Origin of the sequence: Rhizobium sp. FKL33, from assembly GCF_005222915.1 — a bacterium.
Classification (GTDB): Bacteria; Pseudomonadota; Alphaproteobacteria; order Rhizobiales; family Rhizobiaceae; genus Rhizobium_E.
This window is the reverse complement of the sequence record NZ_STFX01000031.1, coordinates 261,455-284,389: the sequence shown is the minus strand read 5'-3', so window position 1 is coordinate 284,389 and position 22,935 is coordinate 261,455. Positions and strand designations below refer to the sequence as shown.

At 63.3% G+C, this 22,935-nt stretch carries 32 protein-coding genes and 1 tRNA gene; 23 read left to right on the top strand and 10 right to left on the bottom strand.

From position 1 onward, the window contains the following. The first annotated feature begins 148 nt into the window (after positions 1-148). From ccmA to E8Q41_RS19500, 5 genes are all read left to right on the top strand, one after another. Positions 149-790 (top strand): heme ABC exporter ATP-binding protein CcmA, encoded by a 642-nt coding sequence (gene ccmA, locus E8Q41_RS19520; protein ID WP_137157222.1) that lies wholly within the window; start codon positions 149-151, stop codon positions 788-790. Next, positions 787-1,446: a heme exporter protein CcmB gene (ccmB, locus tag E8Q41_RS19515; RefSeq protein ID WP_137157221.1), complete on the top strand. Its 660-nt coding sequence runs from the start codon at positions 787-789 to the stop codon at positions 1,444-1,446. Before ccmA ends, ccmB begins: the two co-directional genes overlap by 4 nt. Before the next feature lie 83 nt (positions 1,447-1,529). Next, positions 1,530-2,297, top strand: a complete 768-nt coding sequence (locus tag E8Q41_RS19510) for a heme ABC transporter permease (protein WP_137157220.1) — start codon at positions 1,530-1,532, stop codon at positions 2,295-2,297. Continuing rightward, positions 2,294-2,461, top strand: coding sequence for a heme exporter protein CcmD (ccmD, locus tag E8Q41_RS19505; RefSeq protein WP_137157219.1), 168 nt, complete (start codon positions 2,294-2,296; stop codon positions 2,459-2,461). Before E8Q41_RS19510 ends, ccmD begins: the two co-directional genes overlap by 4 nt. Next, positions 2,458-3,057, top strand: coding sequence for a DsbE family thiol:disulfide interchange protein (locus E8Q41_RS19500; protein WP_137157218.1), 600 nt, complete (start codon positions 2,458-2,460; stop codon positions 3,055-3,057). The genes ccmD and E8Q41_RS19500 overlap by 4 nt, the downstream gene beginning before the upstream one ends. A gap of 99 nt (positions 3,058-3,156) precedes the next feature. Here the strand turns inward: E8Q41_RS19500 and rpmE are convergent, their stop codons facing one another. Next, positions 3,157-3,378 carry a 50S ribosomal protein L31 gene (rpmE, locus tag E8Q41_RS19495; RefSeq protein WP_137157217.1) on the bottom strand — a complete coding sequence of 74 codons (222 nt, stop codon included), beginning with the start codon at positions 3,376-3,378 and terminating at the stop codon, positions 3,157-3,159. 208 nt (positions 3,379-3,586) lie between these two features. Here rpmE and E8Q41_RS19490 point away from each other — a divergent pair, with 208 nt between their 5' ends. Then, complete coding sequence (locus tag E8Q41_RS19490; protein WP_137157216.1) at positions 3,587-5,404, top strand: ABC transporter transmembrane domain-containing protein; 1,818 nt, start codon at positions 3,587-3,589, stop codon at positions 5,402-5,404. A gap of 12 nt (positions 5,405-5,416) precedes the next feature. Here the strand turns inward: E8Q41_RS19490 and E8Q41_RS19485 are convergent, their stop codons facing one another. The 4 genes from E8Q41_RS19485 to E8Q41_RS19470 form a co-directional block, all read right to left on the bottom strand. Then, positions 5,417-7,060 (bottom strand): FAD-binding dehydrogenase, encoded by a 1,644-nt coding sequence (locus E8Q41_RS19485; protein ID WP_137157215.1) that lies wholly within the window; start codon positions 7,058-7,060, stop codon positions 5,417-5,419. Positions 7,061-7,136: 76 nt separating this feature from the next. Then, the gene (locus tag E8Q41_RS19480) at positions 7,137-7,937 is read right to left on the bottom strand and encodes an inositol monophosphatase family protein (protein ID WP_137157214.1); all 801 of its coding nucleotides are present in this window, start codon (positions 7,935-7,937) and stop codon (positions 7,137-7,139) included. A gap of 184 nt (positions 7,938-8,121) precedes the next feature. After that, a complete protein-coding gene (locus E8Q41_RS19475; RefSeq protein ID WP_246660249.1) occupies positions 8,122-9,240 on the bottom strand; it encodes a tetratricopeptide repeat protein in 1,119 nt (372 codons plus the stop codon). A 9-nt stretch (positions 9,241-9,249) separates the two neighbouring features. Beyond that, positions 9,250-9,903: a thiamine phosphate synthase gene (locus E8Q41_RS19470; protein WP_137157213.1), complete on the bottom strand. Its 654-nt coding sequence runs from the start codon at positions 9,901-9,903 to the stop codon at positions 9,250-9,252. A gap of 90 nt (positions 9,904-9,993) precedes the next feature. On the opposite strand from E8Q41_RS19470, the gene E8Q41_RS19465 reads away from it, so the two are divergent. Both E8Q41_RS19465 and E8Q41_RS19460 read left to right on the top strand, forming a co-directional pair. Next, on the top strand, positions 9,994-10,782 hold the full coding sequence (locus E8Q41_RS19465) for a sulfite exporter TauE/SafE family protein (RefSeq protein WP_137157212.1): 789 nt from the start codon (positions 9,994-9,996) through the stop codon (positions 10,780-10,782). A gap of 76 nt (positions 10,783-10,858) precedes the next feature. After that, positions 10,859-11,119 (top strand): metalloregulator ArsR/SmtB family transcription factor, encoded by a 261-nt coding sequence (locus E8Q41_RS19460; RefSeq protein ID WP_137157211.1) that lies wholly within the window; start codon positions 10,859-10,861, stop codon positions 11,117-11,119. Between the two features lie 127 nt (positions 11,120-11,246). Here the strand turns inward: E8Q41_RS19460 and E8Q41_RS19455 are convergent, their stop codons facing one another. Beyond that, positions 11,247-11,423, bottom strand: coding sequence for a DUF465 domain-containing protein (locus E8Q41_RS19455; protein WP_137157210.1), 177 nt, complete (start codon positions 11,421-11,423; stop codon positions 11,247-11,249). Between the two features lie 223 nt (positions 11,424-11,646). On the opposite strand from E8Q41_RS19455, the gene E8Q41_RS19450 reads away from it, so the two are divergent. The 9 genes from E8Q41_RS19450 to E8Q41_RS19410 all read left to right on the top strand — a co-directional run bounded on the left by E8Q41_RS19450 (position 11,647) and on the right by E8Q41_RS19410 (position 17,737). Beyond that, complete coding sequence (locus E8Q41_RS19450) at positions 11,647-11,850, top strand: DUF465 domain-containing protein (RefSeq protein WP_137157209.1); 204 nt, start codon at positions 11,647-11,649, stop codon at positions 11,848-11,850. Between the two features lie 13 nt (positions 11,851-11,863). Continuing rightward, a complete protein-coding gene (purE, locus tag E8Q41_RS19445) occupies positions 11,864-12,358 on the top strand; it encodes a 5-(carboxyamino)imidazole ribonucleotide mutase (RefSeq protein WP_137157208.1) in 495 nt (164 codons plus the stop codon). A gap of 1 nt (position 12,359) precedes the next feature. After that, entirely contained in the window at positions 12,360-13,427 is a 1,068-nt protein-coding gene (locus E8Q41_RS19440) for a 5-(carboxyamino)imidazole ribonucleotide synthase (protein ID WP_170976540.1), read from the top strand. Beyond that, the gene (locus E8Q41_RS19435) at positions 13,424-13,918 is read left to right on the top strand and encodes a hypothetical protein (protein WP_137157206.1); all 495 of its coding nucleotides are present in this window, start codon (positions 13,424-13,426) and stop codon (positions 13,916-13,918) included. Before E8Q41_RS19440 ends, E8Q41_RS19435 begins: the two co-directional genes overlap by 4 nt. A gap of 71 nt (positions 13,919-13,989) precedes the next feature. Next, on the top strand, positions 13,990-14,787 hold the full coding sequence (locus E8Q41_RS19430; protein WP_137157205.1) for a basic amino acid ABC transporter substrate-binding protein: 798 nt from the start codon (positions 13,990-13,992) through the stop codon (positions 14,785-14,787). A 10-nt stretch (positions 14,788-14,797) separates the two neighbouring features. Continuing rightward, positions 14,798-15,619: an amino acid ABC transporter permease gene (locus E8Q41_RS19425; protein ID WP_137157204.1), complete on the top strand. Its 822-nt coding sequence runs from the start codon at positions 14,798-14,800 to the stop codon at positions 15,617-15,619. Positions 15,620-15,721: 102 nt separating this feature from the next. Continuing rightward, on the top strand, positions 15,722-16,351 hold the full coding sequence (locus E8Q41_RS19420) for a nutrient deprivation-induced protein (RefSeq protein ID WP_137157203.1): 630 nt from the start codon (positions 15,722-15,724) through the stop codon (positions 16,349-16,351). Beyond that, complete coding sequence (locus E8Q41_RS19415) at positions 16,338-16,751, top strand: phage holin family protein (RefSeq protein WP_137157202.1); 414 nt, start codon at positions 16,338-16,340, stop codon at positions 16,749-16,751. The genes E8Q41_RS19420 and E8Q41_RS19415 overlap by 14 nt, the downstream gene beginning before the upstream one ends. Continuing rightward, a complete protein-coding gene (locus tag E8Q41_RS19410) occupies positions 16,751-17,737 on the top strand; it encodes a DUF3618 domain-containing protein (protein ID WP_137157201.1) in 987 nt (328 codons plus the stop codon). The genes E8Q41_RS19415 and E8Q41_RS19410 overlap by 1 nt, the downstream gene beginning before the upstream one ends. A 335-nt stretch (positions 17,738-18,072) precedes the next feature. Here E8Q41_RS19410 and E8Q41_RS19405 read toward each other — a convergent pair whose 3' ends face one another. After that, a complete protein-coding gene (locus tag E8Q41_RS19405) occupies positions 18,073-19,077 on the bottom strand; it encodes a YihY/virulence factor BrkB family protein (RefSeq protein ID WP_246660248.1) in 1,005 nt (334 codons plus the stop codon). Positions 19,078-19,240: 163 nt separating this feature from the next. Here E8Q41_RS19405 and E8Q41_RS19400 point away from each other — a divergent pair, with 163 nt between their 5' ends. The 5 genes from E8Q41_RS19400 to E8Q41_RS19380 all read left to right on the top strand — a co-directional run bounded on the left by E8Q41_RS19400 (position 19,241) and on the right by E8Q41_RS19380 (position 21,142). Continuing rightward, the gene (locus tag E8Q41_RS19400; RefSeq protein WP_137157200.1) at positions 19,241-19,561 is read left to right on the top strand and encodes a DUF982 domain-containing protein; all 321 of its coding nucleotides are present in this window, start codon (positions 19,241-19,243) and stop codon (positions 19,559-19,561) included. Between the two features lie 90 nt (positions 19,562-19,651). Then, entirely contained in the window at positions 19,652-20,311 is a 660-nt protein-coding gene (locus tag E8Q41_RS19395; RefSeq protein WP_137157199.1) for an HAD family hydrolase, read from the top strand. Between the two features lie 57 nt (positions 20,312-20,368). After that, positions 20,369-20,445 (top strand) — tRNA-Arg (locus E8Q41_RS19390). A gap of 68 nt (positions 20,446-20,513) precedes the next feature. Then, positions 20,514-20,849, top strand: coding sequence for an antibiotic biosynthesis monooxygenase (locus tag E8Q41_RS19385; RefSeq protein ID WP_137157198.1), 336 nt, complete (start codon positions 20,514-20,516; stop codon positions 20,847-20,849). A gap of 62 nt (positions 20,850-20,911) precedes the next feature. After that, complete coding sequence (locus E8Q41_RS19380; RefSeq protein ID WP_137157197.1) at positions 20,912-21,142, top strand: hypothetical protein; 231 nt, start codon at positions 20,912-20,914, stop codon at positions 21,140-21,142. A 4-nt stretch (positions 21,143-21,146) separates the two neighbouring features. Here E8Q41_RS19380 and E8Q41_RS19375 read toward each other — a convergent pair whose 3' ends face one another. Next, positions 21,147-21,380, bottom strand: a complete 234-nt coding sequence (locus E8Q41_RS19375; RefSeq protein WP_137157196.1) for a porin — start codon at positions 21,378-21,380, stop codon at positions 21,147-21,149. A gap of 145 nt (positions 21,381-21,525) precedes the next feature. Between E8Q41_RS19375 and E8Q41_RS25630 the strand changes: the two genes are divergently transcribed. Next, positions 21,526-21,672 (top strand): hypothetical protein, encoded by a 147-nt coding sequence (locus E8Q41_RS25630; protein WP_170976538.1) that lies wholly within the window; start codon positions 21,526-21,528, stop codon positions 21,670-21,672. An 11-nt stretch (positions 21,673-21,683) separates the two neighbouring features. On the opposite strand, the gene E8Q41_RS19370 is transcribed toward E8Q41_RS25630, so the two are convergent. Together E8Q41_RS19370 and E8Q41_RS19365 are read right to left on the bottom strand one after the other, a co-directional pair. Further along, entirely contained in the window at positions 21,684-22,265 is a 582-nt protein-coding gene (locus E8Q41_RS19370) for a DUF2585 domain-containing protein (RefSeq protein ID WP_137157195.1), read from the bottom strand. Next, the gene (locus E8Q41_RS19365) at positions 22,258-22,920 is read right to left on the bottom strand and encodes a septation protein A (protein WP_137157194.1); all 663 of its coding nucleotides are present in this window, start codon (positions 22,918-22,920) and stop codon (positions 22,258-22,260) included. Before E8Q41_RS19365 ends, E8Q41_RS19370 begins: the two co-directional genes overlap by 8 nt. Between the last annotated feature and the right edge of the window lie 15 nt (positions 22,921-22,935).

Below are 22,935 nucleotides of genomic sequence, written 5' to 3'. Positions count from 1 at the left end.
CTCTTGGTTCGGCGCAAGGATGACCTTCACGCCGGCTGCTGGCGCGATTGCGGACGTTATAGATAATTTCTAAACAAGGTTCCATACTGACGAAGGTCGAAGCTGAAGTTTTTTTGCGTCGCAGAAGAAAGTGCCGGAGAGGTGAACAATGCGTTTGGAAGCCCGCGAAATCGCGGCAAACCGTGGCGGGGAAAGGCTTTTTTCAGCTGTTTCTTTCGAACTGGCCTCCGGCGAATGCCTGATCCTGAAGGGGAAAAACGGCACGGGGAAATCGACGCTGATTCGCACCGTGGCCGGTCTCCTGCCCCTCGAGGAGGGATCTGTGACGCTGACGCTCGATGACGGCGCAACCGCCCCCCGCGCCGCCGAGGCCTGCCACTATCTCGGCCATCGCAACGCCATGAAAAGGGAACTGACGGTTGAAGAAAATCTCCAATTCTGGAAATCCTTCTTCGGCGACTACCGAAACGGATCCGGCATGGAGATCGACGAGGCGGCCGACGCGCTCGGCCTCATCGGCCTTCTGCATCTCCCCTTCGGCTATCTCTCGGCGGGCCAGCAGCGCCGCATGGCCATGGCCAAACTCCTGACAGCCTGGCGGCCCGTCTGGCTGCTCGACGAGCCGACGGCGGCGCTCGACAGCCAGTCCGAATCCCTGTTCGCCCGGCTGATGAAAAGCCATCTCGATCAGGGGGGGCTGATCATCGCCGCCACCCACCAACCGCTCGGCCTGGAGAATGCACAGGAACTCGTGATGACCGGCTTCGACTATCTGGGCGAGGCTGCATGACCGCGCTTTTCCTCCGCGATCTCCGACTGGGCTTTCGCGCCGGCGGCGGCGTGATGATCGGCATATTGTTCTTTATGACCGTGGTCGCCGTGATCCCGTTCGGCGTCGGCCCCGATCTCAATCTTCTTTCACGAATCGGGCCGGCGATCCTCTGGGTGGGGGCGCTGCTCGCTTCGCTGCTCGGGTTGGACCGGCTGTTTCAGGCCGATCGCGACGATGGTTCGCTCGATCTCCTGATGATGCAGGAAACGCCGCTGACGCTGATCGTGCTTATCAAATGCCTGGCGCATTGGGTCTCCGCCGTCCTGCCGCTGGTTGCCGCCTCGCCGCTTCTGAGCCTCTTCATGAATATGAACGAGACGGCAATGGGGGCGCTCGCCTTGACGCTGCTCGCCGGTTCGCCCGCGATCACCTTTATCGGGGCAGCGGGCGCGGCGGTGGCGGTAGCCCTGCCGCGCGGCGGGCTGATCGTCTCGATCCTCGTCCTGCCGCTGACCATCCCGGTGCTGATCTTCGGCGTCTCCGCCGTCTATGCGGCGGTCGAGGACCCCGCCCCCTTCCTGCCGCCCTTTCTGGCGCTCATCGCGCTCAGCCTGTTCTTCGCGGTGATCGGCCCGCTGGCGGCCGCTTTCGCGCTGCGCGCATCGGCTGAATGATGACCAAGATGTGAGGCCAATTCCGCTCCAGGTTTGACGAGGATCAATTGCGGGCCGCCGCCTTTGGCGGTAAGACTCCCCCCATGACAGAAACAAGCCTCACCATCTCCAAGCTCACGGCGCTCGCCAATCCGACGCGCTTCATCGCGCTGGCCACGCGGATCATTCCCTGGCTGGCGGCGATCTCGGCGCTCTGTCTGATCGCAGGCGTCTATCTCAGCTTCACCACAGAGGGTGACTATCAGCAGGGCGAGACGGTCCGGATCATGTATATCCATGTTCCCGCAGCCTGGCTGTCGATGATGTGCTATACGGTGATGGCGGCTTCGGCGCTGGGCACGCTGGTCTGGCGGCATCCGCTGGCCGACGTCTCGGCCAAGACCGCAGCGCCGCTCGGCGCCGCCTTCACTTTTCTCGCGCTGGTCACCGGCTCGCTCTGGGGCAAGCCGATGTGGGGAACCTGGTGGGTGTGGGACGCGCGGCTGACTTCTGTCTTCATCCTGTTCCTGATGTATCTCGGCCTGATCGCCTTCAACCGCGCCATGGACGATCCCGGCCGCGCCGCCCGCGTCAGCGCGATCATGATCCTGGTCGGCTTCGTCAACATCCCGATCATCAAATTCTCGGTGGAATGGTGGAATACGCTGCATCAGCCGGCCAGCGTCATGCGGCTCGACGGCCCGACCATCGATCCCGAATTTCTGCGGCCGCTGTTGATCATGGCGATCGGCTTCACGCTGCTGTTCTTCACCCTGCATCTGACGGCCATGCGCAACGAGATCTGGCGCCGGCGCATCTCCGTGATGCGCCGCCACGCCGCGCGCACTGCCCAGGCGGGAGGCGCATCATGACGCATGCCTTTTACGTCTATGCGTCCTGGGGCGCAGCCGCTCTGGTTCTCCTGGGGGTGATCGCCGCCACCTGGCTCGACAGCCGCAAGCTTCAGGCCGATCTCAAGCGGCTGGAAGCCCAGGGCATCCGGCGCAGATCCGCCGCCGGGAGCGACCCGTCGTGACCGATACGCCCGAGCAGACCCCGGGCAAGGGACGCCGCGTCCTGATCGCGCTCCTACCGCTTCTGTTGTTTCTGGCGCTGGCCGGCGTCTTCCTGATGCAGCTGACCTCGGGGCGCGACACGTCGGTCATCCCCTCGGCGCTGATCGGCAAGCCCGCCCCGACCCTTGCGCTGAAGCCGCTCGACGGCGCGGTGAAGAATGGCAAGCCGGTTCCGCCGCTGACCTCGGAGGCGATCCGCGGCAAACTGACCCTCGTCAATGTCTGGGCGTCCTGGTGCGTGCCCTGCCGGCAGGAGCATCCCGTCATTCTCGGCCTGTCGACCGACGAGCGGCTGAATGTGGTGGGGATCAACTACAAGGACAAGAACGACGCGGCGCTGGCCTTTCTGGGCGAGCTCGGCAATCCCTTCTCGGCGATCGGCGTCGACCCCAAAGGCGCGGCCGCGATTGACTGGGGCGTCTACGGCATTCCGGAATCATTTCTGGTCGGGCCGGACGGGACGATTCTCTACAAACATGTCGGCCCCTTCGACGATGCGTCGGTGCGCGGTGAACTGCTGCCCGCGATCGAAAAAGCGCTCTCACAGAAGAAATGACGGTCGATTACTCGAAATCCGGCCGATCGAACCGGATTTCAGGCAACAAAAAAGCCCGGGCAGGCCGGGCTTTTTCGCAAAAATTCTTTCGAGCGTCGATCAGATGCCGAGGCCGGAGAAGCGCTTGTTGAACTTGGACACGCGGCCGCCGCGGTCCATCAGCTGCTGATTGCCGCCGGTCCAGGCCGGATGCGACTTGGAATCGATTTCGAGGTTCATGACCTGACCTTCCGAACCCCAGGTCGAGCGGGTTTCGTATTCGGTGCCGTCGGTCATGACCACCTTGATCATGTGGTAGTCGGGATGAATTGAAGCTTTCATGACACTGTCCTGCCGTCAGAGTGGTCTTTTGCCGCATGACTTGCGGCTGCCGAGCCAAACGAATAAATGAAGCCGCAGTCGCCTGTGGACCACGGCTTCGCTTGATGGCGAGGCCTATACATGAAGCGATTGAGGATAACAAGTGCCTGCGCCCGGGAATCTCCGCAAGGATGCCCTGCAGCCGGCCTCACACAGCGGAGTAGGCCGGGTGGCCCGAAAAACAGAGACAACCTCGCGCGCGAACCTGAAACCGCTGGCGCGCCTCGCGCCCTATATCGGCCGCTACAAGGGGCTCGCGGCCGGCGCGCTCTTCGCGCTGGTGCTGGCGGCGACCACGACGCTGATCCTACCGCTCGCTGTGCGCCGGATGATCGACAACGGTTTCACCCACTCCGATTCCAGCTTCATCAATACCTATTTCTCGATGCTGATGGGGCTGGCCGTGGTTCTGGCTCTCGCCTCGGCGCTGCGCTACTACTTCGTCATCACCATCGGCGAGCGGATCGTCGCCGACCTCCGGCGCGACGTCTTCGCCCATATCGTCAAACTGTCGCCTTCCTTCTTCGACGCCAACCAGTCCGGCGAAATCGTCTCGCGGTTGACAGCGGACACCGTGCAGATCAAATCGGCCGTGGGCGCCACCGCCTCGCTCGCGCTGCGCAACCTGATCCTCTGTCTCGGCGCGATCGCCATGATGATCTACACCAGCCCGAAGCTGTCTGCGCTGGTGCTGATCGCCATTCCGCTGATCGTCTTCCCGCTGGTGGGTTTCGGCCGCTCGGTGCGCAAGCGTTCGCGCGAGGCGCAGGACAGGCTGGCCGGCGCCTCCGCCTATGCCTCCGAAGCCATCGGCGCGATCCGCACCGTGCAGGCCTTCAACGCCGGCGGCATTGCGCGGGACCGCTTCGCCGACGCCGCCGAGCAGGCCTTTGAGGCAGCCAGGCTGTCGACACGCCAGCGCGCCTTCCTGACCGGCTTCGCCATCACCATGGTGTTCGGAAGCGTGGTCGCGGTGCTGTGGTATGGCGCCCAAGGCGTGCTCGCCGGCACGATCACGGCAGGCACGCTCAGCCAGTTCCTGCTCTATTCGGTGATGGCCGCCGGCGCGCTCGGCGCTCTCTCCGAAGTCTGGAGCGAATTGTCGCAGGCTTCGGGCGCCGCCTCGCGCCTGATGGAGTTGTTGGCGGAAGAGCCTGGCATCGCCGCCCCGCCCTCGCCTGCCGCCTTGCCGAGCCCGGCGCGCGGCGGCGTCGCCTTCGACCAGGTCGACTTCTCCTATCCGAGCCGACCGGGAACCTCGGCCCTCAAGGGCTTGAGCCTGACCGTCGCCCCCGGCGAACGCGTGGCCGTTGTCGGTCCCTCCGGCGCCGGCAAGAGCACGCTCTTCTCGCTCATCTTGCGCTATTACGACCCGACCGCCGGCAGTATCCTGATCGACGGGGTCGACGCCCGTTCGGTCGATCCGCTCGAACTGCGCGACCGCATCGCCATCGTGCCGCAGGATGTGACGATCTTCGCCGCCTCGATCTTCGACAACATCGCCTTCGGCGCGCCCAAAGCGAGCCGGGCGCAGGTGGAGGCCGCCGCCCGCGCCGCCCAGGCGGAAGAATTCATTCTCAGACTGGAAAACGGCTATGACACCGAGGTCGGCGAGCGCGGCGTCATGCTGTCGGGCGGCCAGCGCCAGCGCATCGCCATCGCCCGCGCCATCCTGCGCGACGCGCCGATCCTGCTGCTCGACGAGGCCACCTCGGCGCTCGACGCCGAAAGCGAAAAGCTGGTGCAGACGGCGCTGGACGGTCTGATGTCCGGCCGCACCACCATCGTCATCGCACATCGTTTGGCGACAGTGCTGAAAGCCGACCGCATTCTGGTCATGGACCAGGGCCGCGTGGTGGAAGAAGGCACACATGCCTCGCTCTCCGCATTGGGCGGCATTTACTCCCGTCTGGCCCGGCTGCAATTCGGCGTGGAGCAGGACGCGCCCACGGAAGAGCCGAGGCTGGTGGCCTCGGCCGGCGAATAACGCGACGGGGCTCTACGCCCCGACGCTTCGGCCGGCGACCCGGCCTGAAAACAGGCAGCCGCCGAGGAATGTGCCTTCGAGCGCATTATAGCCATGCATGCCGCCGCCGCCGAAACCGGCGGCCTCGCCCACCGCATAGAGGCCCGGGATGTCCCGGCCCTCGGCGTCGAGCGCCCGGGCCTTGAGATCCGTGTGCAGCCCGCCCAGCGTCTTGCGGGTAAGGATATTGAGCTTCACCGCGATCAAGGGACCTGCTGCGGGGTCGAGAATGCGATGCGGCTTCGCCGTCCGCATGAGTTTGTCGCCGAGATAGGCGCGCGCGCCGCGAATGGCGGTCACCTGCGCATCCTTGTTGAACCGGTTGTCGATTTCACGGTCGCGGGCCTCGATCTGCTGGCGGATCTGCGCCGCATTGAGCAGCGGCTCTTCCGTGAGCGCGTTCATGCCGGCGACGAGATCCTCAAGAGTGTTGCGCACCACGAAATCCGCGCCCTTGTCCATGAAGGCCTGCACCGGTCCGGGCGGCTCCTTGCCGAGCCGCTTCAGCAAGAGCGGGATATCCTTGCCGGTGAGATCGGGATTCTGCTCGCTGCCCGACAGCGCGAATTCCTTCTTGATGATCGCTTTGGTGAGGATGAACCAGGAATGGTCATGCCCGGTGGCGAGAATCGCCTTCAGCGTGCCGAGCGTATCGAAGCCGGGCATGTACGGAGCAGGAAAACGCCGGCCGAGCGCGTCGAACCACAGTGACGACGGCCCCGGCAGGATGCGGATGCCGTGATTGGGCCAGATCGGATCCCAGTTGCGCAGGCCTTCGGTGTAATGCCACATCCGGTCGGGATTGATGACGTCAGCCCCTGCCCCCTGGGCGATATCGATCATGCGGCCATCGACATGGGCGGGCACGCCTGAAACCATGAAGCGCGGCGGCTGACCCAGCCGTTCGACCGGCCAGTTGCGCCGAACGAGATCGTGGTTGCCGCCGATGCCGCCCGAGGCGACGATCGTTGCGCCTGCCGAGATCTCGAAATCGCCGACGATGTCGCGGCTGCTTCTTTGGCCTCGGAGCACGGGATCGTCCGCCAGCACGCTGCCGCGCGCGCCCGTGACCGCGCCATTGGCGACGACGAGGCCATCGACTTGATGGCGAAAGCGAAACGTGAGACGCCCTGTCTTTTCCTGCTCGCGAGCGCGACGGATGAAGGGGGCGAGCACACCGGGGCCGGTGCCCCAGGTGACGTGAAAGCGCGGAACCGAATTGCCGTGGCCATCGGCGAGCGATCCGCCGCGCTCGGCCCAGCCGACGACGGGAAACCAGCGCATGCCCTGCTGATAAAGCCAGGCGCGCTTTTCACCGCTTGCGAAATCGAGATAGGCTTCCGCCCAGAGCCGCGGCCAGAGATCTTCGGGACGGTCGAAACCGGCGGAACCGAACCAGTCCTGCCGCGCCAGTTCGAACGTGTCGCGGATGCGCATGCGACGCTGCTCGAGACTATCGATGAAAAACAGGCCCCCGAGCGACCAGAAGGCCTGGCCGCCCAAATTCTGTTCGCCCTCCTGATCGAGGACGATGACCTTGAGCCCCCGGTCGGCGGCCTCAACGGCTGAAACGAGACCCGCAAGCCCGCCGCCGATCACCAAGACGTCGCAATCCATGAAATCCTCCCAAACTTCGACGCGAAGTCTAGGCCGGGATCACGGCGCGTGCAATCATTTATGACAGATGATCAGGTTAGGCCTTCGGCACGGGGCGGTTCGCCACGTCGCGCAGCGCCTTATGGATATGCTCGTTGCCGGCGACGATCGTGCCGCTGCCGAAAATATCCGTGTCGCCATTCATGTCGGAGGTGAAGCCGCCGGCTTCACGGATGAGCACGATGCCCGCCGCCATATCCCAGGGAGACAGGCCCTCTTCCCAGAAGCCGTCCATGCGGCCGGCAGCCACGAAAGCAAGGTCCAGAGACGCCGCGCCCAGGCTGCGCAGGCCGGCGGCTTCGCCCATGACATGGCGAAGCTGGATGAGATAGCGGCCATGCATGCCATGGCCGAGATGCGGCATGCCGCAGCCGATGACGGAATCCGACAGGCTCTTGCGGGCCGAGACGCGCAGGCGACGATCATTGACATAGGCGCCGCCGCCGCGTTCGGCGGTGAAAAGCTCGTCGCTGGCCGGATTGTAGATGACGCCGGCGACCATTTCGCCGCTGCGCTCCAGCCCGATCGACACCGCGAATTGCGGGATGCCGTGCAGGAAGTTGGTGGTGCCGTCGAGCGGATCGACGATCCAGCGATGCGAGCCGTCGGTGCCCTTGATTTCTTCGCTCTCTTCGCCGAGGAAGCCGTAAGTCGGACGCGCCTTGAGCAGTTCCTCGCGAACGATCTTCTCGGCCTTGCGATCGGCCTGGCTCACATAATTGCCGGGGCCCTTCAGCGACACCTGGAGGTTCTGCACCTCGCCGAAATCGCGGGAGAGGGACTTGCCGGCCTTCAGAGCGGCCTGGACCATCACATTCAAGAGCGCCGAACGGGCCATGGGGGAGTTCCTTCAAAGTGAAGCGGCCCCGCAGACGGGGCCGTGCAACGAGCAATCGGCTGCGGCTCAGGGGCGCGCCGATGAGATTGGCGGCCTCAAGACCACAAAACCCGGCTTTTTTCAAGTCTCTTGTGGCGCATGGCTCCCGCGCGCCATCGTCAAGGTTAAGAGGCGCGGGCCGCCGTCAGCGAGGGCGAAACTGGTTGGCGCGGTGAATGGCTTCCTTCTGCTGCTCGTCCTCGATGCCGAGGAAGAAGTCCTCGAGATCGAGATCGGCGAGCCCCGCCCGCCGCGACAACACATACCATTTTGCCGCCTCGACCGGGTCGGGCCGCGTGCCGATGGCGTTGACATAGAGATGGGCGAGCTTGTTCTGCGCCAGAACATGGCCGCGATTGGCGGCGCGCTTCATCCACTGAAAGCCGATCTCATAATCGCGCGGACCGCCGACGCCGTTGATGTTCCAGACGGCGAGGTCGTAGAGAGCGGTGTCGAATCCGGATTTCGCCGCCTTCAGCAGCCAGTCGCGGGCTTCAGCCTTCTTTTCGGCGTCGACCGGCAGGCTCATATAGAGCTGCGCCAGCGCATATTCGGCGTCGGGCACCGCCTTGGCGGCGGCTTTCTCGTACCAGGGCAAAGCGTCGTTGAGCCCTTCCGGCCCCGGCTTGGCGGCGACGAGCAGTTGGGCGACGTTGAACTGCGCCTGCGCATTGCCGCCGCGGGCCGCCTTCCACATGAACTCGTCGGCCTTTTTCTTGTCGCGAGCCACGAGATCGCCGTTCATCAGCATCAAGGCGTATTTGAACTGGGCGTTGGGATCGCCGGCTTTTGCGGCCTGCTCGTACCAGAACACCGCGTCCTGGCGATTGCGCCGCACGCCGAAACCATTGTCGAGCAGTTCGGCGACCAGCGTCTGCGCCGCCGGCTCGCCCTTCTGCGCCTTGGGGAGCGCGAGATCCATGGCTTCGAGATAATAGCCGCGCTGATAGGCGCCATAGGCTTCGTCGACCTTGCCCTGAAACGGCTTTTCGGGCGGCAGATCGGGAAGGGAGGCGCCCATGCGCGCGAGCAGGTTCAAGCCGCCCGAGGGAGCGACGTCGTTATTCTGCGGCGAGGTCAGCGTCGGCAAGGCCTCTGCATTGCCGGTTGGCGCAAGACGGTCGCGCTTGATGGCGCGGCTTTCCTCGCCGCCGCCCAGCATGCGCTTCATCACGTCGGAAGAGGCAGCCCCGGCGCCTCCGGCCATGGCGCAGAGCGCCGCCAGTCCCAGAAGTCCCGCCAGAAAAGATCTCGTCGCTGTCATGCGAACCGTTCAACCCTGAAAGCGTGGCGCTTTTTCGTCAAGAAGCGCATTCACTTCCTGCACGACCTGCGCAGCGCGGCCGGGTTCGCCGAACACCGCCAGCCGAAGCGCGGCGAATTCCGCGCCGCTCTCGGCGATCGCCAGCACGGACGCCGGATCGGTCCCGCCCATGACGATGCAGGGGATCTCGACCATGGAGGACCACCATTCGCCGAGCGCGACATTCTTGGGATGCGCTTCCGGCTTGATGTCGCCAGCCGCCTTGCCGAAGAAGATGTAATCCGGCTGCGCCTCGCCGATCTCCAGCGCCTTGTGGCGATCCTGGGCGTTGCCGCCGCCGACGATCATCTTCGGCGCGTGTTTCTCGATCGCCTCGGCCAGCGCCTCCGGGTTGCCCTCGATATGCAGCCCATCCGCCTTGACGCGACCGGCGACGCGGCTGTCGCCGGCGATCAGCGCGGCGGCGCCGGCGTCCTGCACCACCTCAACCACGGCTTCGGCGAGTTTCTGAAACGCGCCGTCATCCAGCCCATATTGCGGAATGATCACGGAGGCGACGTCGCCACCCTTGAGCGCATCGGCCATCACACCCGCAGCCTCCTGCGGGTCGGCGATTTCAGGCGCGATCAAGACGAGGCGGCAGCGGTTTTCGACGGTCGACATGGACTTCCTGTTCTCGTTCTGCTCTTTTGCGGCGCGACGCGGCCGAGAGCCTCGGCTTCTGCCATAACCCCGGGAATGAAAACGATCAACATGCCCATGGATGCCAGCTTCTATTTCATTGCCATTCCCGCCGTTCTGCTGGTGGGGCTGAGCAAAGGCGGGTTGGGCGATGCGCTCGGCCTATTGGGCGTGCCGATCCTGTCCATGGCCGTGCCGCCAGCCCAGGCCGCCGCCATCCTCTTGCCGATCCTGATCGTCATGGACGGCGCGTCGCTGTGGATCTGGCGCAAGCACAATGCGCCGGGTCTGGTGAAGATCATGCTGCCCGGCGCGCTGGTGGGCATCGCCATCGGCTGGGCGACCTGGGCGATCGTACCCTCCTATGTCATGCGGCTGATCATCGGCGTGATCGCGGTCACCTTCGCCGCGCGCTTCTTCATCAACCGCTATGGCCCGCGTCGGCGCGAGGAGACGCCGCCTCGTGCGCATGACTGGCGGCGCGCCGGCGTTTGGGGCGCTCTGTCGGGCTATGGTAGTTTCGTCGCCCATGCCGGCGGCGCGCCGTTTCAGGTCTACGGCCTGCCGCTGAAGCTGCCGCCGCGCGATTATACCGGCGCCGCGGTGCGCTTCTTCGCCATCGTGAACGTGATCAAACTCGCGCCCTACCAGGCGCTGGGCCAGCTGGATTTCACCAATCTGGCCATTTCAGCCAGCCTGTTTCCGATCGCGCCTCTGGCGACGCTTGCGGGCGGCGCGATCGTCCGGCGGATGCGCGTCGAGGTCTTCTATCCCTTCATGTACGGCATGCTGGTGCTCGCGGGAACAAAGCTGTGCTACGACGGCGCCGCCGCCGTGCTGTCCGCTCTCGCTAACCTTTGAATGCAATGCAGAAATTTTAAATGCGATGCACAAAAAAGACTTGTGAGCGCTCGAAGTCTGGCTTAGCTTTTCGCCAATGAGCGCAGATCCTTTCGCAGCAATTTCAGATTCCAATCGCCGCTTCCTCCTGGAGGAATTGCGGAGAGCGCCGCGTACTGTCAATGAATTGGCGGCGCTGCTGCCGGTCAGCCGACCGGCGGTGTCGCAGCATCTCAAGGCTTTGCTGGATTGTCACATGGTGACTGTGGAGAGCCAGGGCACGAAGCGGATCTATGCGATCAACCCGCAGGGCTTTCAGAAAATCGGCTTCTGGCTGGATCAGTTCTGGTCCACTTGATCTGAGCGCCGTGGCGCAGGCGTGACCTGTCCTGGAATGGGCCGCCTTGCGCGGCTCCCGAATTGACGCGAATACGGACTTGCGGAAACGGGAAGGCGACCCTTTTGAGTTTGGGGGGATGGTCGGATCAGTGACGTGTCTGTTTACGCAGCCGTTCGATCTCGTCCTTGATTTTCAGCTTCTCTCTCTTGATCTTGCTGATGGTCGTGTCGCCTGTGGCGGGATGCAGCATTGCGGAATGCAGTTCGGCTTCAAGGGCTCCATGCTTTTTTTCGAGCGTCTGAATATGAGCTTCTATAGTCATGGGCAGTTTCCTTTTGGTTCGGCCCACACCCGGCCATCCTCCGCCGGATGTTTCAGGCTGCAACACGAGGAGTCTGCCACGTAACACCCCGTTTGTCGAAGCCCATTTCATCGGAAAGGAAAACTTCCCGTTAGCGGATGATTCGTGTTAGGAGCGAAATCTGCCAAGTGGCAGGACTACAGGCGCTTGCCGCCGAAGACAAAGAGAATGGGGACGGGACCGAATGGCCGATCAGGAGCAGGCTGAGCTTAGATTGAATGCGGCGAGACTGCGGCAGGAGCACGAGGATTACGACGTGGCGATCAACGCGATGATCGCAACCGGCTGCGACGCGCTTCGGATCCAGCGCATGAAGAAGAAGAAGCTGGCGATCAAGGACAAGCTCAGCCAAGTCGAAGACCAGATCATCCCCGACATCATCGCCTGACGAAAGCCCGTTCATGACGCTCTCCAAGCCGCCCGTCGCCATCATCATGGGAAGCCAGTCCGACTGGGAGACCATGAAAAACGCCGCCGACACGCTCGATGCGCTCGAAATTCCCTATGAAGCGCGAATCATCTCCGCCCATCGCACGCCGGACCGACTGGTGAATTTCGCCAAGACCGCCCGCGACGAAGGCTTCAAGGTCATCATCGCCGGCGCCGGCGGCGCGGCGCATCTGCCCGGCATGGCCGCGGCCATGACGCCGCTGCCGGTCTTCGGCGTGCCGGTGCAATCCAAGGCGCTTTCGGGACAGGATAGCCTGTTGTCGATCGTGCAGATGCCGGCCGGCATTCCCGTGGGAACGCTGGCGATCGGCCGCGCGGGCGCGGTCAACGCAGCCCTTCTCGCCGCGGCCGTGCTGGCGCTTTATGACGACGACCTGGCCGACAGGCTCGACACCTGGCGCGAAGAGCAAAGCGCCTCGGTGGCGGAACATCCGGTGGATCTCTGAGATGAGCGCGAAGACGATCGGCATCATCGGCGGCGGCCAGTTGGGCCGCATGCTGGCCATGGCCGCGAGCCGGCTGAATTTCCGCACCCTCATTCTCGAGCCCACGCCCGATTGCCCGGCGGCGCAGCTCGCCAATGGCCAGATCGTCGCCGCCTATGACGACGAGGCCGCGCTGGCTGAGCTTGCCGCGCGCTGCGACGTCGTTACCTACGAATTCGAGAATGTGCCGGTCGGCGCCGCACGGCGGCTGGCCGACAGCGTCCCGGTCTATCCGCCGCCGTTCGCGCTCGAAGTCGCCCAGGACCGGCTGACCGAAAAGCGCTATCTCAATTCCGTCGGCATCCCCACCGCTGATTTCCGCGCAGTCAACAGCCAGGCCGATCTCGAAACCGCTTTGGCGGAATTCGGCGGCAAAGGCGTGCTCAAGACGCGCCGGCTGGGTTATGACGGCAAGGGCCAGATCCTTTTTCGCCCAGGCGACAGCCCTGAGGGCGCCTTCGACAGGCTCGGCGGCGCGACCCTGATCCTGGAAAGCTTCATCGCTTTCGAACGCGAGATTTCGGTGATCGCCGCCCGCGATGCTGAAGGCGTCGTCGTCTGTTTCGACCCGGCGGAGAATGTCCATCGCAACGGCATCCTGCACACATCCACTTTGCCCGCCGCCATCGACGCCCATGTCGCAGCCCAGGTGCGCGACGCCGCCGAACGGCTGCTGGCGGGCCTTGAGTATGTCGGCGTCATCGGCATCGAATTCTTCGTCGGCCAGGGCGGCGCGCTGATCGCCAACGAGATTGCGCCGCGCGTGCACAATTCCGGACACTGGACGGAAGCGGCCTGCGTCATCTCGCAATTCGAGCAGCATATCCGCGCCGTCGCCGGCCTGCCGCTCGGCGACCCCGCCCGTCACAGCGATTGCGTGATGCAGAACCTGATCGGCGACGACATCCATGGCGTGGAAGAGTGGGCGCGCCAGAAGAGCGTCTATATCCATCTCTATGGCAAGACCGAACCAAGGCCGGGCCGCAAGATGGGCCATATCACCCGCCTGACCGGCCCCGCTTCGACATGACCGAAGCGTTGCCGCTGTCGCGTGAGCCTGTCTACGCGGAGCGGCGCTTCCGATCTGCGGGCGTTTTTTCGCTCGCGGACAAACGCTTCAAGCTGACGCTGATCAGCGCTCATGTCAACGACCCGCCTTACGCAGCCCGTCCCGACATCGTCGAAGCGGCCAAAGCCTATTGCCGAACGCTGCAGGCCGAGATGGACGCGACGCCGCATTTCGGCGTCGGCTCGGTGATCCTGCATAACGGCGAGGCCTCGGCCAACAACTGGCTGCTGTTCGACTGGTGGATCGAAAGCGGCATCGGCTGCCGGATTCTGTCGCGGTCGACGAGCGCCCATCCACTGGATTTCGCCCGGGTGGATGGCCCCTTCGCGGCCTGCGTCTGGGAGGCGATCGTCCTCGAACATGAGCGCAAGGCCTGGATGCGGCAGGCGCTTTCCGGGCCAAGAAGCCTCGACGCCTATCTCGACGACTTTCTTGCCGATGGGCTTTACTGAGAGCTAACGTCTCCTTGCCAAGAATGGCTCTTTTGTGACAGGGTTTGCCGCCACAAATTTCGGAGTTTCCCATGACGCTGCGTCGCAGTTTCCTTATCGGTCTTGCCGCCCTGATCGCCGCCCCGTTTGCCTCGCACGCGGCTGAACTGCCCGATCTCGGCGGCCGCAAGGTGATCGTGGTCACCGAAAACGCCTATCCGCCGCTGCAATTCGTCGACCCCAAGACCGGCAAGCAGATCGGCTGGGAATATGACGCCATGGACGAGATCGCCAAGCGCCTGAACTTCAAGGTCGAATATCAGAACACCTCCTGGGATGCGATGATCCAGGCCGTGTCGGACGGCCAGTACAATGTCGGCATGACCGGCATCACCATCAAGGAAGACCGCAAGCAGAAGGTGGACTTCTCCGAACCCTATATGCGCTCGCAGCAGCTGATGCTGGTGCGCGGCGACGAAACCCGCTTCACCGACGCCAAGAGCTTCAAGACGCTGGAAAGCGGCCTCGTCGGCGCACAGCCGGGCACCAGCCCGTTCTACACCGCCGTCTACGAAGTGCTTGACGGCAACGAGCAGAACCCGCGCATCAAGCTGTTCGAAACCTTCGGCGCCACCGTTCAGGCCCTGAAAGCCGGCGACGTCGATCTCGTGCTCACCGACAGCACCGCCGGCAAGGGCTATGTCGACGCCTCCAACGGCGCCCTGAAGATCGTCGGCGAACCGCTCGGCACCGAGGATTTCGGCTTCATCTTCCCCAAGGGCTCCGATCTCGTCGCCCCGGTCAACGCCGCGATCGCCGCGATGAAGGCCGACGGTACGATGGACGCGCTCAACAAGAAGTGGTTCCTCGACTACAAGATGGGCCAGTAAGTCATCCCCGATGGCGGCAGCCCCCACGAACGAACAGGCGGGCGCGACCGATTTCCCATGGTGGTTGGTCGCGCTCGCCTTCATTGGCGTTGGCATTGGTGGCGTGATCGTCGCCAATGATCTCTATGCGCAAGTCTTCACCACCGTCTCCAAGGGACTGGGCATCACGATCTTCGTGACGCTGGCGGGCTTTACGCTGGCCACGCTGCTCGGCCTCGGCGTGGCGCTGCTCGGTCTGTCCGATTCCAAGGCGCTCCGGCAGATATCCCGCTTCTATATCGAGCTCATCCGCGGCGTGCCGGTGCTGGTGCTGTTGTTCTACATCGCATTCGTCGGCGCGCCGGGCTTTGTTGCCGCCTGGAACTGGTTGACCGCGCCGCTGACGAGCGCCGGTCTGATCGAGCCGATGATGGTGCGCGACGTTTCGCTGATGTGGCGCGCGATCATCGCCCTGATGATCGCCTATTCCGCCTTCATCGCCGAGATCTTCCGCGCCGGCATCCAATCGGTGGACAAGGGCCAGATCGAGGCCGCCAAGGCGCTCGGCCTGTCGCGCAGCCAGCGCTTCCGGCTGGTGATCTTTCCCCAGGCGCTGAAGGTTATCTTTCCGCCGCTCTCCAACGATTTCGTGGCCATGGTCAAGGATTCCTCGCTCGTCTCCGTGCTCGGCGTCGCCGACATCACCCAGATGGGCAAGGTCTACGCCTCCGGCTCGTTCCGCTTCTTCGAAACCTATTCGATCGTCGCCTATATTTATCTGGTGCTGACCATCGGCTTGTCTCTCGGCCTGAGGCGTATCGAAAAGAGCCTTCGCGAGCGAAACGCAGGCTGAACAACACAGCTTGAGCTGACGGCAGGAACTTACAGCCTCTTCCGCAAGTTACAGACCAGCGCCCGTCAATCAGGACGGGTCGACTGTATCCGGGAGAGATCCATGAGCGAGAACGACATGACCCGCGACCCCGCGTCGCGGCAGCAAACCGGCCAGGGCTCCCTGGTCGGCGAGCAGGCAAAACCGTCCGACGCCGCATCCGCCCCCAGCCTGGGCGACATCAAGCGCCAGGCGACGGAAGATCTCGGCGCCGTTCGCGAAGCCGCCGCCTCCAAGATCGATGAGGCGACCGACAAGGCCGCCGAAGCAGCCAACGAACAGAAAAACTTTCTGGCCCAGCAATTGTCGAGCCTCGGCGACGCGCTCGAGCGCACCGGCCGGGACATGCAGAACGGCGACGGCGCCGCCATGGGCCGTTATGCCGGCGACATCGGCTCCAGCATCCGCAGCTTCGCATCCGACATCGAAGGCCGCGACATGGGTGAAATCGCTGCGATGGCCGAGGATTACGGCCGCCGGCAGCCACTGGCCTTTCTTGGTATCGCCGCGGTCGCCGGCCTGGCTGCCAGCCGCTTCGTGACCGCCTCCGCTCGACGGCGCGACCGGGAAACCCAGAGCCAGTCACACATGCCGACCCCTGGTCTCGACCGACGCGACAATTCCGCCGCGCTCGCCGACACCACCGTCGCCAGCACGCCATTCCCGGGAGACCGCGCCAATGTCCAATACTGACAATCGACCGCTGACCGAACTCGTGTCTGGCCTTGTCAGCGATATTTCCAGCCTTTTCAGGAAGGAAATAGCGCTCGCTAAGGCGGAGACCTCAGAAAAGATTTCGCACGCCATGGGCGGGGTCGAAATGCTGGCGATCGGCGCGGTCTTTGCGATCGGCGCCGTCGGCGTGCTGCTTTCGGCGCTGGTCACCGGCCTCGGCGCCTTCTTCGTTGCGCAGGGCATGACCGAACCGAACGCCAATTCCCTGTCGGCCGTCATCGTCGGCGTCGTGGTGGCGCTTGTCGCCTGGCGACTGATGGCGAGCGGCCTCAATACGCTGCGCGGCTCGGACCTTTCGCTCGACCGCACCTCATCGTCGCTTCAGCGCGACGCCAAGATCGTGAAGGAGAGACTCTGATGGCTCTATCAGACCGCGACCCCGCAGACATCGAACGTGACATCGACGGCGACCGCCGTCGAATCGAAGAAAAGCTCGACGCCATCCAGGAGCGCCTGTCGCCCGGACAGATGATCGACGAAGTGCTGGGCTATATGAAGACGAGCGGCAGCGCCGAATTCGTTTCCAATCTCGGCCGCTCCGTGAAAAGCAATCCCATGCCGGTGGCGCTTATGGGCGTGAGCCTGGCATGGATGATGGCGAATCAGGCGATGCCCGCCTCCTCTGAGCGAGACGGCGCGCGAGCCCATGACGACAGCATCGACGAAGCCTTCTATCCGCTTGCGCCGATCACCGGTTCGGTGCGCCGCGTCGGTCCCGCCTTCGAAGAAAACGGCTCCAGCTACAGCCATTTCACCGACGACGCCGGCCAACGTTTCCGCGCGCTGACCGACGCCACGGGTCGCCGGGCAGGTCATTTCGTCGATGAAACCGGCAAGACCTATCGCGGTTTTGCCGACACCGCCGGCCAGCAGATCTCGGATATCCGCGACGAGGCCGGCCGCCTGCTCGACGAAGCGTCCGGCTGGACCGCCGGCGCCTGGCGCGAAACCCGCCAACGCGTGTCCGACCTGGGTTCGTCGATCAGAAACGGCTCCAACGCCACCTATCACGGGCTGCAGGATCAGACGGCGCGCATGAGCGACATGCTGACCCGCCAGTTCCGCGACCAGCCGCTGGTCGGCGGCGCGCTGGCTTTTGCGATCGGCGCGGCGATCGGCGCAGCCCTGCCGCATACGAAAATCGAAGGCGAGACGGTCGGCAATGTCGGCGACAAGGCGCGAGACACGCTGGCGCGCAAGACATCCGATGTCCTGGATGAAGGCGAACGCGTGGCGGCCGACACCTATCAGAAGGTCGCCGAAGTCGCTTCCAACGTTCAGGGCGCGGCCCGGGAAAGCGTTCGGGAGACATTCGGCGCCAACGGACGGCCGAACACCCACTGATCCCGGTATAAGCCAAAGCCTACCAGACCCGGCCGCACTGGCCGGGTTTTTCATGTCTGCCGACGAACAGACAACAAAAAAGCGGCTCCGGGAAAGCCGCTTTCATGAAGGCGCTTTTGCTGCGAGCGCTGCCCAAACGTTCGTCGGACAGCGAAATTCGCCTCAGCGGAGGCCGAGAAACGACAAAATCGCAAGGACGATAACGACGGCGCCGACGAGCCAGATCAGGTTGTTCATGATGGGATGCCTCCTGTTGATCACACGTGATGAACACGCGGGAATGCGTAAGGTTCCCAAGGACCGGCCCGCATCCCGTTGAATTAGCGGATTCCGGCTCACAGGTTTTCCGCCTTGCGGCCGACCGTATCGGCGACGTAGGCGCCCCGATCGCCCATGGGTCTGGGCCTTCCCGTCGTCGAATCGCGCAGCGTCTGATGTTCGAGTTCGGCGTTGATTTCCGCGCCGAGGATCAGAATCATCACCGAGATCCACACCCAGATCATCACGCCGATCAGCGTGCCCAGCGCGCCATAGGTCGCGTTATAATCGGCGAAATGCGAGAGATAGTACGAAAAGCCGAACGTCGCGATCGTCCAGAGAATGGCGGCGACGCCCGCGCCCCAGGTGATCCATCGCAATTTGGCGGGCTCGCGGCTTGGCCCGAAACGATAGACCAGCATGATCATGCCGATCATCACCGCGAGCGCCAGGGGCCAGCGCAGCACTCTGGCCAGCGTTTCGAGCCAACTGTCGAGACGAAGAAAAGCGAGCACGGCGGGAATGACGCCGACTGCCACGATCAGCAGCGCCGCCAGCAGCACGGCCAGCAGCGTGAAGGCGAGCGCCACCGCATTGAGCCTCAGGATGCTGCGGCTTTCGGTTTCGCTATAAGCGACGTTCATGGCGTCGAACAGCGCCTTGATCCCGCTCGACGAACTCCAGAGCGCCAGCGCGAAGCTGGAGGCGAAAGCAAAGCTGAGCGTCGAATTCTTCTGGGACGACAGGCTCTCGAGCTGATCCGTGATCAGCGCCATGCCGCCAGGCGGCAGGAAATCGGCCAGAAATCCCACCTGGCCGGCAATGGCGCTGGGATCGGAGAAGAAACCGTAGATCGTGGCGAGAAGCGCCATGGAGGGAAAGAAGGCGAGCAGCAGAAAGAAGGTCACGCCCGCCGCGATCAGCGAGATGCGATCCTCGAAAATGGCGTAGAACACGCGCCAAGCGACATCCTTCAAGCCGAGCGGCGGAATGTCATGCGGCGCCGCGGCGTCGCGCCCGCGTTCGGCTTCATCCTCGGGAGCCTGCGTTTCGGTCAACATGGCGGCCTTCGTATCGGTCATTTCTCATCCCTCCGCGGCGTCTGGCGTCATCTCCCGACAATTGCAATCCATCGCGAATGTTCCGCGCCTCGGGCGTGGTTTCGTTTGAAGAGCAAAGAACTTTCCCGTGCGACAGGCGCTCAAGAAACAGTGGGCCGACATCAGCGCATCATGGAATCAGCGCATGAAAATTCACGCCGGCGAGAGGAACGAACAGCCCGCTGTCGGCATTTTGTGTCGCAGCAGCATGGAGAGTGGAGCGATGATCAACTGGTCGAAAAGCGTGGAAGTGGTTTTCAGCCCGACCCGCGAGATCCGCGTGATCTCCAATCTGCACGACGCCGCTCAATGCCTGCTGCACAAATGGCCGTCCAAGACCGGCAAGGCCTATTCCAAGGCCCGCACCGCCTGCCTCAATGCGCTCGAAGGCCATGTGCCGGCCTTTTACGCCCGCGAAGCCTTCGTGGCGGCCGCGACAGAGGTGAATATCCTGCGCAGCGCCTGAAGCGAACCGGAACGCCCCGCGCCGGACTTGACTTTTGTCGCCCCGGCGTTAGGCCGAACCGTTCGTTTTCTCCCACCTGCCGGATCCGCCATGCCCTATCGTGAAAAGACCTATGCCGCCCTGTTGTTCGATATGGACGGCACGCTTCTGAGCTCGATCGCGGCGGCCGAGCGCGTCTGGTCGACCTGGGCGCGCCGGCACGGTCTCGATGTCGAGACGTTCCTGCCGACCATTCACGGGGTTCGCGCCGCCGACACGATCCGCAAACAGGGGCTTCCCAATATCGATCTGGAAGCCGAAGTCGCCTGGGTCGAAAGAGCCGAGATCGAGGATGTCGACGGCGTCGTGCCGATCGATGGCGTGGTGGATTTCCTGAACGCGCTTCCCGAGGATCGCTGGGCGATCGTCACCTCGGCGACCGTCGAACTCGCCACTGCGAGGCTCGACGCCGCCGGCATTAAGCGGCCCAGGCATTGGGTCACCGCCGAGGACGTCAAGCGCGGCAAGCCCGCGCCCGACTGCTTCCTACTCGGCGCGGAGCGGCTTGGCGTCGACATCAAGGATTGTCTGGTGTTCGAAGACGCCCCCGCCGGCATCGAAGCCGCCCGCGCCTCCGGCGCCGATCTGCTGGTTGTCACCGCCACGCATGCCCATCCGCATAAGGAAGGCTCGGCAATCCCGCATTATCGGGACCTCACGGTCGCCGTTGCCGACAATGGCGGCATCCGCATCACCTACAACGACGCCTGAGGCGACACAAAAGATTTTCTTGGCGAAGCCCGCCTCTTTTTGTATGGAAGGATCAGTGGTTCCGTAGCTCAGCAGGATAGAGCATCAGATTCCTAATCTGAGGGTCACGCGTTCGAATCGCGTCGGAATCACCATTCTTCACATTTAGATGGGATGACCGACTGGAGCCAGATGAGTTGGCGGAAAGGGGAGGTTGCTGACTATGTCGGATAACCGCGTTATCCGCATGGCGGAGATAGAGGTCGGACCGGATTTCCTGGATGACCACAAGCGGTTTCTTGGCGAGGAAATCGACCTGTCGCTCGAGCGGGAGCCCGGAGTCTTGCGGCTAGAGGCAGTGAGCTTGCGAGAAGCGCCGTGCCAGTTTCGTCTATTGGAAGTTTATGCAAATCAGGCTGCCTATGAAAACCATCTGCAGAGCGAGCATTTTTTGACCTATAAAGCCCGCACTTCTCATATGGTCGTTTCGCTCAGGCTGCTTGACGCGGTTGCGCTGCGCATGACTTCGTCGTCGCCGCAAAAGTTAACCAATCCCTAATAAACGCATTGACTCCGAACCCATGCGAGTCTTCTAATCGAAGGCAACCAGGGAGCGCCATGATGGCCAGTCAAAACGACGCTTATGAACAAGTGAACCAGAACATCGCCGAAAGCGAAAGGCTCGCCTCGAGGCTGTCGGCGACGATCGCGCATCTCAAGGCGCATGGCCAGGCGGTGGACACCGCCGAGCAGCAGCAGAAGCGGCATGTCGCGATGGCCGAAGCCTATCGCGCGCACAAGAAGATGCTGGAAGAACGTTTTCTGGCCCGGCGCAACGGCGAGACGGCCTGATCGATCAATCCTTACGCGGCGTCTCGTCTTCGCCCACGCCGATGTCGTAACGGATGCGTCCGCCGACCCTTATGCAGGTTTTGCCACCATCGACCGCAATATACCCCTCGCCATAGGCGGAACAGGGATTGCCCTGCGGCTGTGAGGGCGTGGAGGGATCTGCGGTCACGGCGTCTTCCGCGAGCGCGGGAGGGCTGACAATGGCAAGCAGGAACAGTCCAACAGCGATCATCTTCATCGGCGCAACATCCCGTTTCCAGGCTGAGGAATCCAGTGCGTTTCGGGCAAAACCGTGACGTGGTTTATCTTCGGGTTGATTCTATCGCCAGTCCCCGTCGGCCACAACGCGCGGAACATTCCCTTCGATCCGGCATTGTCTCGGCATGACCAAGATCGAGCCCCCTCAAAAGACCGAACGTCGCGCCTCGCGCGGCATGATTTTCTTCGTCCTGACGCTCGCGGCTTTGGCCGGCGTGCTCGCCGCGGTTTACCTTCTGGGCCTGCATCCGGGCTCAACGACCTCGGTCTGACGGAAACAGGCCTATAGCCCGCCCTGCCAGACCTTGATCGCCTCGATCGGGTAGATCAGCATGATGACATTGAGCGTGAGATTGTCACGGATGATGAAGGCCGTGGCGATTTCGGCTGCGATGGCCAGCGCAATCGTCACCTTCACCGGCAGTTTCCAGGCGGCGAGAAAGCCGAGCGTCATCCAGACCGTGTCCATGCCGGAATTGAGGATGGAATCGCCGACATAGTCATAAGCCATGGTTGCCGAGCGATAGCGTTCGATGATGATGGGTGAGTTCTCCAGAAGCTCCCATCCCGCCTCGATCAGGCCCGCCAACCCAAGCCGGAGCGACATCGGCGCGCGACGCAGGACGAGAAATCCGAGCCCATAGAACAGGAAACCATGGATGATGTGGCTCGGCGTGTACCAGTCGGAAATCTGCTGGGAATTGCCGGAGGAATGCACCTCGCCTTCCCACAGTTTCACCACCCCGCATTCGCAGAGCCAGACGCGGCCCATCAACCGTTCGATGATCACCTGAACGAGGATGATCAACGCGATCAGGCCGAGCCCATAAACAAGATGGCGACGGGAGTTCGCAGCCTCAGCCATCCTTGCCGTCCAGCTGGTGCTTCATGATCAGCGGCATCTGGCTGAGCGTGAAGAGGAAGGTGATCGGCATGGTGCCCCAGACCTTGAAGGTGACCCAGAAATCGTCCGCCGCCTTCAAATCCGGCAGATAATAGGCGTCCGCGCCGCGCCAGACCACTTCGTTGAGCACCGCGAGAAACAGGAAGAAGAAACCCCAGCGCCAGGTGAGCTTGGTCCAGCCTTCATCGTCGAGCTGGAAGGCCGAGTTGAAGACGTAACCGAGCAGCGAACGGCCGAACAACAGGCCGCCCAGGAGCACCACGCCAAACAGTGTGTTGATGATCGTCGGCTTCATCTTGATGAAGGTCTCGTTCTGCAGCCAGATCGACAATCCGCCGAAGGCCAGCACCACGACGCCTGACACGAGCGGCATCATCGGCAGCTTGCCCATGACGATCTTGGAGACGACCAGCGAGATCACCGTGGCCGCCATGAACAAAGCGGTGGCGATGAAGATCGGCCCGCCGAGGCTCGCAAGCGGCGGATAGGCTTTCGCCAGCCGCTCTCCATAGGAATTGGCGAAGAAGAACACCAGAAGCGGCCCGAGTTCGAGCGCGAGCTTGATGACGGGATTTTCCTTCCCCGCGGTCGTCTTGCTGTCGGTTTCGGCGGCCATGGGCGCGTCTCCTGT

What these genes read in the sequence shown, in the direction of transcription:
- ccmA (WP_137157222.1), top strand. Translation starts at nt 149, where the DNA reads ATGCGTTTGGAAGCCCGCGAAATCGCGGCAAACCGTGGCGGGGAAAGG.
- ccmB (WP_137157221.1), top strand. Translation starts at nt 787, where the DNA reads ATGACCGCGCTTTTCCTCCGCGATCTCCGACTGGGCTTTCGCGCCGGC.
- E8Q41_RS19510 (WP_137157220.1), top strand. Translation starts at nt 1,530, where the DNA reads ATGACAGAAACAAGCCTCACCATCTCCAAGCTCACGGCGCTCGCCAAT.
- ccmD (WP_137157219.1), top strand. Translation starts at nt 2,294, where the DNA reads ATGACGCATGCCTTTTACGTCTATGCGTCCTGGGGCGCAGCCGCTCTG.
- rpmE (WP_137157217.1), bottom strand. Translation starts at nt 3,378, where the DNA reads ATGAAAGCTTCAATTCATCCCGACTACCACATGATCAAGGTGGTCATG.
- E8Q41_RS19485 (WP_137157215.1), bottom strand. Translation starts at nt 7,060, where the DNA reads ATGGATTGCGACGTCTTGGTGATCGGCGGCGGGCTTGCGGGTCTCGTT.
- E8Q41_RS19480 (WP_137157214.1), bottom strand. Translation starts at nt 7,937, where the DNA reads ATGGCCCGTTCGGCGCTCTTGAATGTGATGGTCCAGGCCGCTCTGAAG.
- E8Q41_RS19475 (WP_246660249.1), bottom strand. Translation starts at nt 9,240, where the DNA reads ATGACAGCGACGAGATCTTTTCTGGCGGGACTTCTGGGACTGGCGGCG.
- E8Q41_RS19470 (WP_137157213.1), bottom strand. Translation starts at nt 9,903, where the DNA reads ATGTCGACCGTCGAAAACCGCTGCCGCCTCGTCTTGATCGCGCCTGAA.
- E8Q41_RS19465 (WP_137157212.1), top strand. Translation starts at nt 9,994, where the DNA reads ATGCCCATGGATGCCAGCTTCTATTTCATTGCCATTCCCGCCGTTCTG.
- E8Q41_RS19460 (WP_137157211.1), top strand. Translation starts at nt 10,859, where the DNA reads ATGAGCGCAGATCCTTTCGCAGCAATTTCAGATTCCAATCGCCGCTTC.
- E8Q41_RS19455 (WP_137157210.1), bottom strand. Translation starts at nt 11,423, where the DNA reads ATGACTATAGAAGCTCATATTCAGACGCTCGAAAAAAAGCATGGAGCC.
- E8Q41_RS19450 (WP_137157209.1), top strand. Translation starts at nt 11,647, where the DNA reads ATGGCCGATCAGGAGCAGGCTGAGCTTAGATTGAATGCGGCGAGACTG.
- purE (WP_137157208.1), top strand. Translation starts at nt 11,864, where the DNA reads ATGACGCTCTCCAAGCCGCCCGTCGCCATCATCATGGGAAGCCAGTCC.
- E8Q41_RS19440 (WP_170976540.1), top strand. Translation starts at nt 12,360, where the DNA reads ATGAGCGCGAAGACGATCGGCATCATCGGCGGCGGCCAGTTGGGCCGC.
- E8Q41_RS19435 (WP_137157206.1), top strand. Translation starts at nt 13,424, where the DNA reads ATGACCGAAGCGTTGCCGCTGTCGCGTGAGCCTGTCTACGCGGAGCGG.
- E8Q41_RS19430 (WP_137157205.1), top strand. Translation starts at nt 13,990, where the DNA reads ATGACGCTGCGTCGCAGTTTCCTTATCGGTCTTGCCGCCCTGATCGCC.
- E8Q41_RS19425 (WP_137157204.1), top strand. Translation starts at nt 14,798, where the DNA reads ATGGCGGCAGCCCCCACGAACGAACAGGCGGGCGCGACCGATTTCCCA.
- E8Q41_RS19420 (WP_137157203.1), top strand. Translation starts at nt 15,722, where the DNA reads ATGAGCGAGAACGACATGACCCGCGACCCCGCGTCGCGGCAGCAAACC.
- E8Q41_RS19415 (WP_137157202.1), top strand. Translation starts at nt 16,338, where the DNA reads ATGTCCAATACTGACAATCGACCGCTGACCGAACTCGTGTCTGGCCTT.
- E8Q41_RS19410 (WP_137157201.1), top strand. Translation starts at nt 16,751, where the DNA reads ATGGCTCTATCAGACCGCGACCCCGCAGACATCGAACGTGACATCGAC.
- E8Q41_RS19405 (WP_246660248.1), bottom strand. Translation starts at nt 19,077, where the DNA reads ATGACCGATACGAAGGCCGCCATGTTGACCGAAACGCAGGCTCCCGAG.
- E8Q41_RS19400 (WP_137157200.1), top strand. Translation starts at nt 19,241, where the DNA reads ATGAAAATTCACGCCGGCGAGAGGAACGAACAGCCCGCTGTCGGCATT.
- E8Q41_RS19395 (WP_137157199.1), top strand. Translation starts at nt 19,652, where the DNA reads ATGCCCTATCGTGAAAAGACCTATGCCGCCCTGTTGTTCGATATGGAC.
- E8Q41_RS19385 (WP_137157198.1), top strand. Translation starts at nt 20,514, where the DNA reads ATGTCGGATAACCGCGTTATCCGCATGGCGGAGATAGAGGTCGGACCG.
- E8Q41_RS19380 (WP_137157197.1), top strand. Translation starts at nt 20,912, where the DNA reads ATGGCCAGTCAAAACGACGCTTATGAACAAGTGAACCAGAACATCGCC.
- E8Q41_RS19375 (WP_137157196.1), bottom strand. Translation starts at nt 21,380, where the DNA reads ATGAAGATGATCGCTGTTGGACTGTTCCTGCTTGCCATTGTCAGCCCT.
- E8Q41_RS25630 (WP_170976538.1), top strand. Translation starts at nt 21,526, where the DNA reads ATGACCAAGATCGAGCCCCCTCAAAAGACCGAACGTCGCGCCTCGCGC.
- E8Q41_RS19370 (WP_137157195.1), bottom strand. Translation starts at nt 22,265, where the DNA reads ATGGCTGAGGCTGCGAACTCCCGTCGCCATCTTGTTTATGGGCTCGGC.
- E8Q41_RS19365 (WP_137157194.1), bottom strand. Translation starts at nt 22,920, where the DNA reads ATGGCCGCCGAAACCGACAGCAAGACGACCGCGGGGAAGGAAAATCCC.